The sequence below is a fragment of the Eikenella halliae genome (genome assembly GCF_001648475.1).
Taxonomy (GTDB): Bacteria; Pseudomonadota; Gammaproteobacteria; order Burkholderiales; family Neisseriaceae; genus Eikenella; species Eikenella halliae.
Genome location: NZ_LXSQ01000014.1, coordinates 43,329 through 57,053, shown reverse-complemented (window position 1 = coordinate 57,053; position 13,725 = coordinate 43,329). Strand labels below are relative to the sequence as shown.

At 57.6% G+C, this 13,725-nt stretch carries 14 protein-coding genes; 3 read left to right on the top strand and 11 right to left on the bottom strand.

All coding sequences use genetic code 11. The features are described 5' to 3' along the window. Positions 1-6 precede the first annotated feature (6 nt). The 5 genes from A7Q00_RS05540 to A7Q00_RS05520 all read right to left on the bottom strand — a co-directional run bounded on the left by A7Q00_RS05540 (position 7) and on the right by A7Q00_RS05520 (position 5,170). A complete protein-coding gene (locus A7Q00_RS05540; protein ID WP_064089617.1) occupies positions 7-783 on the bottom strand; it encodes a hypothetical protein in 777 nt (258 codons plus the stop codon). Positions 784-888: 105 nt separating this feature from the next. Then, positions 889-1,695 (bottom strand): hypothetical protein, encoded by an 807-nt coding sequence (locus tag A7Q00_RS05535; RefSeq protein WP_064089616.1) that lies wholly within the window; start codon positions 1,693-1,695, stop codon positions 889-891. 74 nt (positions 1,696-1,769) lie between these two features. Next, complete coding sequence (locus A7Q00_RS05530; protein WP_064089615.1) at positions 1,770-2,852, bottom strand: FlxJ family methyltransferase; 1,083 nt, start codon at positions 2,850-2,852, stop codon at positions 1,770-1,772. Positions 2,853-2,993: 141 nt separating this feature from the next. Further along, positions 2,994-3,692 (bottom strand): N-acetylmuramate alpha-1-phosphate uridylyltransferase MurU, encoded by a 699-nt coding sequence (gene murU, locus A7Q00_RS05525; protein ID WP_064089614.1) that lies wholly within the window; start codon positions 3,690-3,692, stop codon positions 2,994-2,996. Between the two features lie 320 nt (positions 3,693-4,012). After that, positions 4,013-5,170, bottom strand: a complete 1,158-nt coding sequence (locus tag A7Q00_RS05520) for a THUMP domain-containing class I SAM-dependent RNA methyltransferase (protein ID WP_064089724.1) — start codon at positions 5,168-5,170, stop codon at positions 4,013-4,015. A gap of 160 nt (positions 5,171-5,330) precedes the next feature. On the opposite strand from A7Q00_RS05520, the gene mutY reads away from it, so the two are divergent. Both mutY and A7Q00_RS05510 read left to right on the top strand, forming a co-directional pair. Next, positions 5,331-6,347 (top strand): A/G-specific adenine glycosylase, encoded by a 1,017-nt coding sequence (gene mutY / locus A7Q00_RS05515; protein ID WP_064089613.1) that lies wholly within the window; start codon positions 5,331-5,333, stop codon positions 6,345-6,347. Positions 6,348-6,584: 237 nt separating this feature from the next. After that, complete coding sequence (locus A7Q00_RS05510) at positions 6,585-8,840, top strand: TonB-dependent hemoglobin/transferrin/lactoferrin family receptor (RefSeq protein WP_064089612.1); 2,256 nt, start codon at positions 6,585-6,587, stop codon at positions 8,838-8,840. 282 nt (positions 8,841-9,122) lie between these two features. On the opposite strand, the gene A7Q00_RS05505 is transcribed toward A7Q00_RS05510, so the two are convergent. The 4 genes from A7Q00_RS05505 to greA form a co-directional block, all read right to left on the bottom strand. Next, the gene (locus A7Q00_RS05505; RefSeq protein WP_064089611.1) at positions 9,123-10,040 is read right to left on the bottom strand and encodes a hypothetical protein; all 918 of its coding nucleotides are present in this window, start codon (positions 10,038-10,040) and stop codon (positions 9,123-9,125) included. A gap of 48 nt (positions 10,041-10,088) precedes the next feature. Then, complete coding sequence (locus A7Q00_RS05500; RefSeq protein ID WP_064089610.1) at positions 10,089-10,340, bottom strand: DUF1289 domain-containing protein; 252 nt, start codon at positions 10,338-10,340, stop codon at positions 10,089-10,091. A 246-nt stretch (positions 10,341-10,586) separates the two neighbouring features. Beyond that, entirely contained in the window at positions 10,587-11,180 is a 594-nt protein-coding gene (locus A7Q00_RS05495) for a hypothetical protein (RefSeq protein ID WP_064089609.1), read from the bottom strand. A 14-nt stretch (positions 11,181-11,194) separates the two neighbouring features. Further along, positions 11,195-11,671 (bottom strand): transcription elongation factor GreA, encoded by a 477-nt coding sequence (gene greA, locus A7Q00_RS05490; protein ID WP_064089723.1) that lies wholly within the window; start codon positions 11,669-11,671, stop codon positions 11,195-11,197. On the opposite strand from greA, the gene A7Q00_RS14150 reads away from it, so the two are divergent. Further along, the gene (locus tag A7Q00_RS14150) at positions 11,670-11,798 is read left to right on the top strand and encodes a hypothetical protein (protein ID WP_281179002.1); all 129 of its coding nucleotides are present in this window, start codon (positions 11,670-11,672) and stop codon (positions 11,796-11,798) included. The two genes, greA and A7Q00_RS14150, sit on opposite strands and share 2 nt — an antisense overlap. A gap of 102 nt (positions 11,799-11,900) precedes the next feature. On the opposite strand, the gene rnhA is transcribed toward A7Q00_RS14150, so the two are convergent. Together rnhA and odhB are read right to left on the bottom strand one after the other, a co-directional pair. Continuing rightward, positions 11,901-12,353 (bottom strand): ribonuclease HI, encoded by a 453-nt coding sequence (rnhA, locus tag A7Q00_RS05485; protein ID WP_064089608.1) that lies wholly within the window; start codon positions 12,351-12,353, stop codon positions 11,901-11,903. 131 nt (positions 12,354-12,484) lie between these two features. Continuing rightward, positions 12,485-13,672 carry a 2-oxoglutarate dehydrogenase complex dihydrolipoyllysine-residue succinyltransferase gene (odhB, locus tag A7Q00_RS05480; protein WP_064089607.1) on the bottom strand — a complete coding sequence of 396 codons (1,188 nt, stop codon included), beginning with the start codon at positions 13,670-13,672 and terminating at the stop codon, positions 12,485-12,487. Between the last annotated feature and the right edge of the window lie 53 nt (positions 13,673-13,725).

The window sequence follows — 13,725 nt, the reverse complement described above, 5'->3', positions numbered from 1 at the left end:
GGCGGTTTATTTTGCGTTTCCGGCACAGCTGTTTTTGGCAACGGTGGCTTCGAAGGTTTCGGCTTGGCCGGGGAGGGTGAAGTGGTGGGTGGTGGGGTAGTAGCGGTTGCTTTGGGCGAGCAGGGGGTCGTCGCACACGAGGGTGTTGGCTTCGGTTTGCAGTTTGGCGCGGATTTGTGCAGCGGGCTGTTTGGCGAGCTCGGGGTCGTTGAGGGTGAGGTATTTGTGCATGGTGCGCGTGGGGAGATCGAAGCGGACGCGTTGCAGGGTGAGGTTGTCTTCGGTGAGGGGGAGGCGTTGGTTCATGCCGGGGATGAGGAGGATGAGGGCGGCGATTTGGCCTTCCTCTTCCTGCTCTGCGGGGCTTTGGCTGCTTTTGATTTGGGCGCAGCGGCCGGCGGGGATGTTGATGTTGATGAGGGTGGGTTCGCCGCTGACGGTGTAGCGGATGGTGAGGCTGCGGGTTGGGTTGAGGGCGGGGAATTGGGGATGGCGGCACCAGGCGGCTTCGGCCAGGGTTTGCAGGGCTTGGACGGTGGGCGCGCGTTCGGCGTTGGGCGGCAGGGGGAGCAGTTGGCTGTCGATGGCGGCATCAATCAGGATGTTGCTGCCTTGTGCGGTGGCGTGGCGGATGGTGATGGGGCCGGATTTGATGGGCGCGTCCCGGTTGATGCTGCGGATGAATTGGGGCAGGCCGGCGGTTTGGCGGGCGGGCGGCTTGGCTTGGGCGGCAAGGGGCAGGGCGGCAGCGGATAGGATGAGGGCTAGTTTAATGGCTTGCATGGCGGTTTCCTTTTTATGCGGCTTAGGGGCTACCTGAAAACTGCGGTTTGGCTTTAGCTTTGCAGAAGCTGTGTTGATGCTTGCGTTTTCAGGTAGCCTTTTGAGTTAGCGTTGGCGGTCACAGTGGCCTTTGGGGATGGTGATTTCGAAGGGGGTGGCGTGGCCGGGGAGGGTGGTGTGGAAGGTAGTGGCGTAGTAGCGGTTTTGGGGGGCTATAAATGGGTCGCATACCTCTTGTTCTGCTTCTTGTTGCAGCCGAGTGCGGATGACATGGCTGGGTTGCATGGCTAAGCTGGAATCGGCTTTGCTGATATACCGGTGTTGGGTACGGGATTGGGCATCGAAAGTTAGGCGCATAAGCGTGATGTTGCCGTTCTGTATTGGTAGTTTTTGATTGACAACAGGGGTCATGATATTGGTATTGTCGATGACGAATTCTTCAACCCGTTGCAAGATTGGTTTGCGGAGGTAGCGGGTGCAGTAGCCTTTAGGCACATTGATGGGAATAATTTGCTGGCTACCGTGAACTTGATAACGAACGGTAATGGAAAGCTGTTTGTTTAATGTTGCGGTTTCTGATATTTCGCAAAGCTGCTTTGAGCCGGAAACTTGAAAAAGTGCTTGCAAAATTTCAGGTCGGCGGGCTTCTGGCGGGGTGTTGAGTTTGTCTAAATTGATGTTGCCGTCGAATACCAGCCGATTGTTTTCAATAAATACGCGATTTAATTGGTTTGAGCCGTCGTAGCTGGGATATGGCAGTTTTCCGTTGATCTCGGCGACAGCCTCTTGAAGCATCCGTTGCCGTTCGGCGGCGGGAATTCGGTTAAAGTCGAAGTCGGTCTGTGCCTGTACGGCGGAGGAAATAGCCAGTAGCAGGGCGGCAGAGATGGCGGCGGGTTTGTTAATCGGCATGATGTTTCCCTTTTGTTCGGATTAGAGGCTACCTGAAAACTGCGGTTTGGTTTTTCAGGTAGCCTTTTTCTATTTTACGCTTTCTTGCAGCACAAGAGGCTGTGGCCGAGGCCGAGGTTGTCGTGGATTTTTGCTATTTGCAGGCCGGCGGCTTCGATACAGCGGGCGAGGTCGGCGCTGTGGAAGATTTTGCTGTTGCCGTTGGCCAGGGCGGTGAAGTAGAGGCTGGTTTGGGTGAGGCAGTAGGCGGCGGTTTCATATTTTTGCCTGTCCCACAGGGGCTCGAGGATGTAGAGGGTGCTGTTTTCGCTCATGCTGGCGGCGGCACGGCTGAGAATGGAGGTAACTTGCTGTTCGGTAAAGCAGTCGAGGAATTGGCTCATCCAGATGGCGTCGAAGCCTTCGGGAAATGGGGCATCGGGGTCGAGCAGGTTGGCGGGGTGGCCGTGGATGCGTTCGGCACCGGGCAGGCTGGCGGTGTGCTCTTTCATCAGTTGGATTTGTTGGGGCAAATCCATGATGGTGACCTGTACTTCCGGGTTGTATGCCACGCATTGCAGTGCCCAGCGGCCGGTGTTGCCGCCTACGTCGAGCAGGCGGCGGACGGGTTGGGAAAAGACGATTTCCAGCGCGGCGGGGAAGGAGAGGTCGGAATAGAAGTGGTCGAAGGCGAGCCATTTTTCGAGGGCACGCGGGGGGAGGCTGGAGAGACCTTCATATACGGTGGGCCAGCTGCCGAATACTTTGAGCCCGGCGGGTCGGCCTTCGAGCAGGGCGGCTTCGAGGTCGAATGTGCCTTGGTAGCAGACGTCGTGCACGAAATCCATGTTGATGGGGGATATGGGGTCTTTGATTAAAAACCAGCCGACTTTGCTGATGCGGTAGCGTTCGTTTTCGCAGAGGACGGTGCCGATGGAGAGGGAGGCTTCGAGCAGCACTTGGGCGGCGTAGCGGCTGAGCTTGGCTTCTTGGGCGATTTCTTCGAGGGTTTGGCCTTTGGCGGCGCGGTTGAGCCGATTGAGGATGCCGAATTTCACCATCAGGCGGGAGGCTTGGAAGGCGATGGGGCCGAAGATGATTTGTTGGGCAAGGCGCTGGGCTTCTTGGGCGGTGTACTGCTCTTGGTTGTAGCGTTCGAGGGTGTGTTTGGCGTTCATAAATGGATTGGCCGATGAAGGGGTTTGGGTTTCAGGTAGCCTTTAAGCAAAGGAGAAGGCTACCTGAAAGCGTCAGCTTCAACGAAGTTAAAAAGAGGCGGAATTTCTATAAAACTAAAACGGATTTTGGATCAATCAGTATCAGCCTGCCCATTGCCCGCTGATGCGGGCGGCTTCCTGCAAACGTTCGGGCGTGCCCACGTCGAGCCACAGGCCGGTGTGTATTTCGCCGCTCACTTGGCCTTGCCGCATGGCTTGGCGCAGCAGGGGGGCGAGTTTGGCGCGTTGGTGGGCGGCGGTGTGGGCGAAAAGCTCGGGGCGGTAGAGGCCGATGCCGCTGAAGGTGCGGGCGGGCTCCGGGGATTCGGCGTCGGTAACTTGGCCGCCGGGTTGCAGGCGGAAATCGCCTTGCGGGTGGTGCGGGGGGTTGGGCACGAGCCAGAGGTGGGCTAGGGTGTGCGTACTCATTTGGGCGGCACGTTCGATGGCGGTGCGGCAATCGAAATCGGTGAGGATGTCGCCGTTAATCACCAGGAAGGGGTCGCTGCCCAAGAGCGGCAGGGCGGTGGCGATGCCGCCTGCGGTTTCCAGCCCGCCGGGTGCTTCGGGCGAATATCGGATAGACACGCCGTAACGGCTGCCGTTGCCAAGGCCTTGTTCGATTTTTTCGCCGAGCCAGGCGTGGTTAATAACGATTTCGCTGATGCCGGCGGCGGCCAGGCGGCGCAAATGCCAGCCGATGAGCGGCTCGCGGCCGCAGGGGAGCATGGGTTTGGGCAGGGTGTCGGTGAGCGGGCGCATCCGCTCGCCGCGTCCGGCGGCCAGTATCATGGCTTTCATGGTTTCAGGTAGCCTTGGAGTCAAAACCGGGCGATTATATAGCGGAATGGGTTTTCAGGTAGCCTTTTTGGTGGCAAAGGCCGGTGGGGTTGGCGATGGTGTGTGGGCTGCGGCTGCCTAAATATAGTGGATTAACAAAAATCAGGACAAGGCGGCGAGCCACAGACAGTACACACGTTACGGCAAGGCGAGCCAACGCTGTACTGGTTTAAATTTAATCACTATATAAAGATGGGGTAGGGCGGGAGCGGGCTACGTTTGGGTTAGAGGCTACCTGAAACAGGCAAACGGTTTTCAGGTAGCCTTTTTGTTTAACGCGGCTATTCTGCCTTGGGCGTGCGGTGGGAGCCGCGCACCATGTCGAGCAGGAACAGGCGGCAGTCGAGGTTGCCGTTGTAGAGGGGGATTTTGCGTTTTGGGGACAGGCGCATGAGTTTGGGCAGGTCGCGGTCGGCGGTGAGCAGGCCGCAGAGCCAGCCGGGGTAGTGCTGTTTGAGCCAGGAGCCGAGCTGGGGGTAGAGGGCGTGCAGGGTTTGGATTTCTTCGAGGCGTACGCCGTAGGGCGGGTTGGCGAGGAGGATGCCGTTTTCGCCGTTGGGTCGGGTGTCGCGCACGTCGGCTACCTGAAAAACGATGTGCCCGGCCACTTGGGCTTCGCTGGCGTTGATGGCGGCGGTTTGGATAAGGCGGCGGTCGGTGTCGCTGCCGGTGATGGGGGCGGGGGCTTGCGGCAATACGGTGGCTTGGGCTTCTTGACGCAGGCGCTGCCAGAGGCCGGCATCGAAGTTGGCCAGCTGCTCGAAACCGAAGCGGCGGTTGAGGCCGGGGGCGCGCCGGGTGGCGATGAGGGCTGCTTCGATGGGGAGGGTGCCGCTGCCGCAGAAGGGGTCTTGGAAGGACTGGCTGCCGTTGTAGCCAGCGAGCAGGAGCAGGCCGGCGGCAAGATTTTCGCGCAGGGGGGCGGCACCGGTGTCTTGGCGGTAGCCGCGTTTGAACAGGGCTTCGCCGCTGGTGTCGATAAAGACGGTGGCGTGCTGCTCGCTGATGAAGGCGTGGATGCGGATGTGCGGATTGGCTTTGTCTACGCTGGGGCGTTGGCCTTGGCTGCTGCGGAAGCGGTCGCACAGGCCGTCTTTGATTTTGAGGGCGGTAAAGTCGAGACTTTTCACGCGGGCGCGTTTGCCTTCCACTTTGATTTTGAAGGTTTGCCCGGCATGAAACCAGTCTTCCCAACGAATGCTTTTGGCGGCGCGGTAAATGTCGTCTTCGCTGCGGTAGGGCTGTTTGGCCAGTTGCAGCAGGATGCGGCTGGCGGTGCGGGAGTGGAGGTTGGCGCGGTAGGCGGCTTCGAGGCTGCCTTGGCAGGATACGCCGCCGTCGGTGGGGGCGATGTGGGTGCAGCCTTGGTCGGCCAGCTCTTGGGCGAGGATGGTTTCGAGGCCGCGCGGGCAGGTGGCGAAGAGGGTGTGGTTGGTCATGAACGGCAATCGGGGTTGGTTTGGGCTGCGATTATAGCGGGAAACGGACGGATTGCGGCGGAAGGCTATCTGAAAACCATCCGGCGGCAGCTTGCGCAGTATCATTGCCATTTTAATCCGCTATACAATACGGGATTTTCGGTTTCAGGTAGCCTTATATATGAACACAGATTTCTCTGCCCGGCTGGTGCGCTGGCAAAAGCAACACGGGCGGCACGGCCTGCCTTGGCAGGTGCGCGATCCTTATGCGGTGTGGCTTTCGGAGATTATGCTGCAGCAAACGCAGGTGGCCACTGTGTTGGAATACTATCCGCGCTTTCTGGCGGCGTTTCCAAACGTGGCTGCGCTGGCTGCGGCGGATGAAGACGAAGTGCTCGCGCTATGGGCCGGGCTGGGCTACTACAGCCGCGCCCGCAATCTGCATGCGGCGGCCAAACAGGTGGTGCGCGATTTCGGCGGCCGCTTTCCCGATACGCGCCAAGGCTTGGAAACGCTCAAGGGCGTGGGGCGCAGTACGGCAGCGGCGATTGCCGCCTTTGCCTTCGGCCGGCGCGAGGCGATTTTAGACGGCAACGTGAAGCGAGTTTTGTGCCGCGTGTTTGCGCAAGACGGGGCAATCGGCGATAAAAAATTTGAAACCGTTTTGTGGGATTTGGCCGAAAGCCTGCTGCCCGCAGCCGAGGACATGACCCCCTACACGCAAGGGCTGATGGACTTGGGCGCGATGGTGTGCAAACGCAGCAAACCGCATTGTGATGCCTGCCCGATGGCGGAAATCTGCCTGGCCAAACAGCAAGGGCGGATTGCCGAACTGCCGCGCAAGAAAACCGCGGTGGAGGTGAAGGAAGTGGCGCTGTATTGGCTGGTGTTGCGCGACAAACAGGGCAGGGTGCTGCTGGAAAAACGCCCGTCCGGCGGCATTTGGGGCGGGCTCTACTGCGTGCCCTGCTTTGAGCGGCTGGATGACTTGTATGAACGTGCAGCCGCTTTCGGCGTGGCGGCGGAAGATTTGGCCGAAGGAGATTTGGTGAGCCACCGCCTCACGCACCGCCTGTTGCAGATTACGCCTTTGCAGGCAAACGGCGTGGCGGCGGCCGCGGCACACGGCAGCCTGTGGGCCAATGCGGCGGAATACGGTTTGCCCAAGCCGCTGGCGGAATATTTGCGGTGCGGGTAAAGCAAGAGGCTACCTGAAAACCGGTTTTCAGGTAGCCCTTTTCTGTGGCGGGCAGTTAGAAAGCAATAAATTCACCCTTAGGTTTACAGTGTCGCAACAATTCACTTGCTAATGCTAAAGTTCCTTTACCTCTTTTAAAACGAAATATAGAATTGTTATCACTTATATTATGGTGGCAGCCTAATGAATACCGTCCAGGCTGTTTTTTCATACAGTCATTCCGTTTCGAGAACCCAAATGCACACACCGCCCCATCCATTTTCCTGCCTGCAGAGCCGCCTGTTATCTGCCTTATGCCTGCCAGCCGTATTCGGTTTCGCTGTTTTGCCTGCCCGGGCAGCCGGTGAAATCGGCGATAGCGCCGTATTGCCCGTGATTGAAATCAAAGGGCAGCGCGCGCTTTCCACTCAGGCCGGGCAATCCCGCCTTACCCGCGAAAACATCGACCAGCAGCAGGCCGACAACGTGGCCTCCCTGCTCGACCTGCTGCCCGGCACCAGCAGCTCCGGTTCGCCGCGCCCCGGCGGGCAAACCCTGAATATCTGGGGCTTCGGCGATAACGAAGATATCAAAATTTCCATCGACGGCGCAGCCAAAAACTTCGAGCGCTATCGGCAAGGATCGGTGTTTATCGAGCCGGAACTGCTGCGCCAAGTTACGGTGGACAAAGGTTCGTTTGACGTATCGCGCGGCAACGGCGGTTTCGGCGGCGCAGTCAAGCTGGAAAGCCGTGATGCAAAAGAGTTTTTGCGTGAAGGGCAAAACGTGGGCGGGCTGCTGAAAATCAGCCATCATACCAACGACGAGCAATGGCAAACCAGCGCAGCCCTCTTCCTGCAAAACAACAACCAAAGCTGGGACGGCCTGCTCTACACCTCGGTGCGGCGCGGTCACGATATTGAACAGCCCGATGGCGAGCGGCTGGCGTATTCCGCCAACAACCAGCAGAGCTTCCTCATCAAAAGCAACTACAGTCCGGCTTCCTCCCACCGCTTCACCCTATCGGCCATGTACGGTCGGCATCATGCCTGGGAGCCTTTTGCCGCCAAACGCGGCGAATTGCGCGGCCCTTCACAAGCCGAAATTCGCCGCTACGGTCTGGATGCCGCCTGGAAGCGCAAACTGGTGTACCGCCGCCAAGACGACCAAAGCTATTCGCTCAAATACCGCTACATGCCGGAAAACCCGTGGTTCGACCTCACCGTGCAGCTCAACCACGCTAAAACCGTGCAAGACGATACCCGCCCGGAAAACGCCGGCTCCGGCTTCCTCGGCAGCATGGGCAACCAAAGCCACACCGCCTATCAGGACACCGGCCTAGACATTAGCAACGTGAGCCGTTTCTCCACCGGCAGCCTGCAACACCGCCTCACCCTCGGCCTACAAACCAACCGCCACGTACGCGAAGTGATGATGTACGACAAGAGTCGGCAAAACAACGCCAATTTCAACTACGGCCGCTTCCAACCCTACTACATGCCTGCCGGCAAGCAGCAGCAAAACAGTTTTTACGTACAAGACGAAATCCGCATCGGCACATGGACTCTTACCCCTGCCCTGCGCTACGACCATATCCACAACCAAGGCGAGCCCAATTTGGCACGCGGCTACAACACCCCATCCGCCGGCCACGACTACCGCAGCAAAACCTACAGAGGCTGGTCGCCGTTTTTGGGCATCGCCTGGCAGCCGAGCGAAAATATCTTGCTGTTTGCCAACGCCAGCCGCACCTGGCGCGCCCCCGTAATCGACGAACAATACGAAGTGCAATCCGCCGCTAGCAGCGCTTCCGCCACCAGCCGCTACCTCGAACCCGAGCGCCTTACCTCCTTCCGCCTCGGCGGCATCCTGCGCTGGCAGAACCTGCTGCGTGCAGAAGACAGCCTGCAACTGCGTACCACCCTGTTCCACATACGCGGCAAAGACGAAATCTTCAAAAGCAGGGGCATTTTCTGCCGCGAACAGCTGCCCAACCGCCCCAGCAGTGTGTGCGCCCAACCCATCGGCAACTACCGCAACCTGCCCGGCTACACCATACGCGGCGGCGAAATCGAGGGCTACTATGAATCCGACCGCTGGTTTGCCGGTCTCACTTATTCCTTCATGCGCGGCAAACGCCAAGGATCGCCGCGCAACCCCTGGCACGACCAAGACACCTGGCTTGCCGATATTCCGCCGCGTAAAGCTACCGCCACCCTCGGCGCACGCTTCTCCGCGCAAGGCCTAACCTTCGGCTGGAAAGCCGAATTCATCCGCCGCCAAGACCGCTCGCCCACCGACGGCGACCCGATGGCCGCCTACTGGGCGCTACCCAAATCCAAAGGCTACGCCCTACACGGCCTCTTCGCCACCTGGCAGCCGCCACGCCAAAAACAGTTCACCCTGCGTCTGACCGTGGACAATCTGTTCAACCGCCGCTACGCCCCCTACTTGGGTGAGGCCGTGAGCGGCGTGGGCAGAAACATCAAAGGCAGCCTGTCGTGGCAGTTCTGATGGCAACCATTGGATGAACCAATAAGAATTAACGAACCAATAAGAAAAGGCTACCTGAAAAATTGTTTTCAGGTAGCCTTTGTATTGGTATGGCAAAACAGTCGGATATAGTGGATTAAAATTGCAATGATATGGTGTTGGCTCGCCTTGACGTACTGCCTATACGCCTTGCCTTAATCCACTATAGTTTTCAGGTAGCCTTTATCCGCGCCATAGAGGCTACCTGAAAGCGAAGCTGCAATGCAGTTCAAACGTAGTGCGGCACAGTTTCTGTGAGGCTGATCACACTGCCACGCCCAGCTTCGCCAGCAGCCAATCCAAATAAAACAAGCTGTAAATCGCTGCGAGTGCCAGCACAATGCCGGCTTGGTTCACTGCCGAAATCTTCTCCTTGAACGCCAGCGCGCCGGTGAGCGTACCCAACACAATCACACCCAAGTTCATACCGGCAAATACCAAGGTTGGGTCGCCGGAAAATGCATGGTGTGCCTTGATATAAAACAGGATATTGCCGAAATTCAACAATCCAAGCAGCAGCCCGCCGGCAAAATCCGCCGCCTTGAGCGGTTTGCCCTGCCGCCAAACATAACCCCACATCAGCACGCAAGCCAGCGCGAAGGCCACAAACAAATTCAGCGACAGCGCCTGCCCGGTTTTGGATAACTGCTTAAACAGAATATCAATCACTCCGAAGCCCAGCCACACTCCCACCAGCCAAAACATCCCGCCGCCCTGTTTGCCCTTGCCCGGCTTATAGAGCAAAGCCGCCAGCGCGCTGAAGGCCAGCACGATGCTCACGATTTTGTTGCGGCTCAGCTGTTCGCCAAACAGCAGAAAAGCCGCCAACACCGGCAACACCAGCGACAGCCGCTGCGCCGCATCCGAGCGCACAATCCCCGCCTGTTCCACCGCCCGCGCCATCACCACAAAGATGCTCGGCAACAGCACGCCCAAAGCCAAAAACGGCCACAGGCTGCCAATATCCGCCCCGCGCAGACCATCCAGCGGCGGCTCAAGCAAAAACCAGCAGCAGGCCGTGGCCACAATATAGTTCACCGCAATCGCATGCTCAATGTGAACCCCTTGTTTGCGCGCGATTTTCAGCAGCACCGAAACCGCCACGCTGCACAAAACCGCCAAGGCGAGAAACTGCCATGTCCAAGAGGTGGGAAGAAAAGATAAAGCAGATAAAACCAGCATGATTGATGTTTAACGATAAAAGAGAAAGAAGAATGGGCAACGGGATGCTTAGAAAAAATCGAAATCCATCTGTTCCGGCAGCTCAATGGAAACGGTCTGCTGCTCAGCCGCCAACTGCAACAGCTTGCGCTTGCGCAAACGGCACAGGCGCAGCACGTTCTGCTTCTGCGTATCCGTCAGCTTCAGCCAATACAGCCGCTCCTCACGGCTGCGCAAACAGCCTTTGCAATAGCCCTTGCTATTGGCCTGGCAAACGCCGATACAGGGGCTGGGAATGCTGAAAAATTCGAGTTGTTCCATTGGCGGGAAAACCGGCAGGCGTGGAAAGCGGCATTGTATAGCGGATTAAAATCAGAAAGCCAACGCTTTGCTCAGCCTTACCGTGCTTCCGGAGCGCTTGCGGGGCGGCTGAAAAAATAAGGCGGCTTGAAAACGATGGCTTCGGCTGTGCAGAAACTTGGGCATATTATGTTTTCAGGTAGCCTTCCGCTTATGAATAGGCTACCTGAAAATTGATTACCGCCCCTATTCAAACAGAGGTCGGCGTTAGCGTCGGCTGTCGAGTTTGTATTCTTCCGGCAGGGTGTTGAGAAAGCCACGACCGAAGCCTTTGAGGATGCTGTATTCTTCATTGATTCGCACAGCGCGTAGGCGGAAGACGGAAGCGAGAATTATCAGCACCAGCCAAATTAAAACTAAACCGATATACAACAGCGACATCAGGCTACTATCAACCATGCCGTTTTCGGTGGAGGCAAAATACGGCAGGAACAGCGTGATCAACAACAGAATGAATATACCAATATAAATTTGGCGCATCTGTTTGCGGTGTGTGGGGCAACGTGCGGCCGTAACCGTAATTTTTTTTCGTACAATCAAGGCCACAATCAGATAAACCAATAGCCCTGGCAGGCCGATAAATGCAGTGAATATCAACAAATATAGTGCGGGATGATGCCAATAGAGTTTACGTTGTCGGCGTGGCGGTGCAGCCTCTTCGCCACAATGGATGCAGCGGCAAGGCAGGTCGGTACCGGCAGGCAGAAAGACGCGTTTGCCTTCGCGCCAGCATTCACTTGTACTTTGCGGCAGATATTCTTGGCTTTGCGGGGCCTGGTAGGGATTGAAATTTTGGTTCATTTCGCCCCCGCCCGCTAGATATACAGCACTTCGATAACTTCGTATTCGCGCACGCCGCCGGGCGCCTGCACTTCGGCCACGTCGCCTTCTTCTTTGCCGATAAGGGCGCGGGAAATGGGCGAGCTGATGGAGATTTTGTTGTCTTTAATGTCGGCCTCGTCGTCGCCAACGATTTGGTAGCGCACTTGGGTTTCGTTTTCCAAGTCTTCCAGCACGACGGTGCAGCCGAATACGATTTTGCCTTCGGCGTGGATTTCTGTGGGGTCGATGATGTGGGCTACGGAGAGCTTGTTTTCCAGCTCGGAAATGCGGCCTTCGATGAAGCCTTGTTTTTCTTTGGCGGCTTCGTATTCGGCATTTTCAGACAAATCGCCGTGGGTGCGGGCTTCGGCGATGGCTTCGATAATGGCGGGGCGCTCGACGCTTTTAAGATGCTGCAATTCTTGCTTGAGCATTTCGGCGCCGCGTACGGTTAATGGAATCTTTTGCATGATTTTCTCCACAAGGGCTGCGGGGCAGCCGTTTTTGCATAAAAATGCAAGCCGCCCGGTGCCGGCGGCTTGTGAACTCAAATTTTTAGCCAATCAAACGCAGAATCGGAAGCTGCGTTTTGATTGACTGTATGGGTTACCATTCTATCAGATGGCGGGCGGAACGCCAACTGCGGGAAGGGATAGTTGGCAGTGAGGAATTTTGTGCCAATAATTTGATTATTGGCATTTATTGTTGCTTTCCGGCTATGTTGGCGGCGCCTTGGTTGGCCAGTTGGTCGGCGCGTTCGTTTTCGGGGTGGCCGGCGTGGCCTTTCACCCATTGCCAGGATACTTGGTGGCGGGCGACTTGTTGGTCGAGCTGCTGCCACAGTTCGGCGTTTTTCACGGATTGTTTGGCGGAAGTTTTCCAGCCGTTTTTCTTCCAGCCGTGTATCCAGCTTTCCATGCCGTTTTTCACGTATTGGGAGTCGGTGTGGATGGTTACTTGGCAGGGGCGGTTGAGGGCTTCGAGGCCGCGGATAACGGCGGTGAGCTCCATGCGGTTGTTGGTGGTGTCGGCTTCGCCGCCGCAGAGTTCTTTTTCATGACGGCCGTAGCGCAGCAGCACGCCCCAGCCGCCTGGGCCGGGATTGCCTTTGCAGGCGCCGTCGGTGTAGAGGTGGACGGTGGTGTCGGTCATGGTGTTTGGTTGGGCTACCTGAAAGTTTCAGGTAGCCTTTGCTGTGTTTGATGTGGCAAAAGAGTAAGGCTACCTGAAAAAAGGGTTTTCAGGTAGCCTGATGTGGCTAAGCGCTTAGATTTTAGAAACCGTTAGATTTCCAAAATCAGGCGAGCCGGGTCTTCGAGGGCTTCTTTGATGGTAACCAAAGTGAGCACGGCTTCGCGGCCGTCGATGATGCGGTGGTCGTAGGAGAGGGCCAGATACATCATCGGGCGCACCACGACTTGGCCGTTTTCCACCACGGCGCGTTCTTTGGTGGCGTGCATGCCCAAGATGGCGGATTGCGGCGGGTTGATGATGGGGGTGGACATCATCGAGCCGAAGGTGCCGCCGTTGGTGATGGAGAACGTGCCGCCGGTGAGGTCTTCAATAGCGATTTTGCCGCTCTTGGCTTTATTGGCGTAGTCCACGATGGCCAGTTCGATGTCGGCAATGCTCATCTGATCCACATTGCGCAGGATCGGCACTACCAGGCCGCGCGGGCTGCCCACAGCGATGCCGATGTCGAAGTAGCCGTGGTAAACGATGTCGTTGCCGTCAATCGAAGCGTTTACGGCGGGGAATTTCTTCAGCGCGGCCACGGCGGCTTTCACGAAGAAGGACATGAAGCCCAGTTTCACGCCATACTGCTTCTCGAACTTCTCTTTGTATTTGGCGCGCAAATCCATAATCGGCTTCATGTTCACCTCGTTGAACGTGGTGAGGATGGCGTTTTGCGACTGGGATTGCAGCAGGCGTTCGGCCACGCGCTGGCGCAGGCGGCTCATCGGTACGCGCTGTTCTACGCGGTCGCCCAGCGGCACGGCCGGGGCGGCAGCGGCTTTGGGTGCGGCGGCAGGCATAGCGGCCACGTCTTCTTTCAGCACGCGGCCATCGCGGCCGGAACCTTGTACGCCGGATACGTCCACGCCTTTTTCGGCAGCCAGTTTGGCGGCGGCGGGCATGGCCACGCCGGCTTGCGCGCCTGCGGCGGCCACGTGGCCTGCGGATTCGGCAGCGGGGGCTTGGGCGGCAGCCGGGGCGGCTTCTGCTGCTTTGGCTTCGGTGTCGATTTTAGCCAACAGCTGACCGGCGGTAACGGTGGCGCCGTCTTGTTCGATGATTTCCACAATCACACCGGCCTGCTGGGCGGGCAGTTCGAGCACAACTTTGTCGGTTTCGAGGTCGATCAGGTTTTCGTCGCGGTTCACATAGTCGCCCACCTTCTTGTGCCAGCTCATCAGGGTGGCTTCGGTAACGCTTTCCGGCAGCGGGGGTACGGTAATTTCGATAATCATGGTTTTATCCTTTAGTGAATTGAAAAATAGGTAAATCGTGTTCTAGGAGGCTA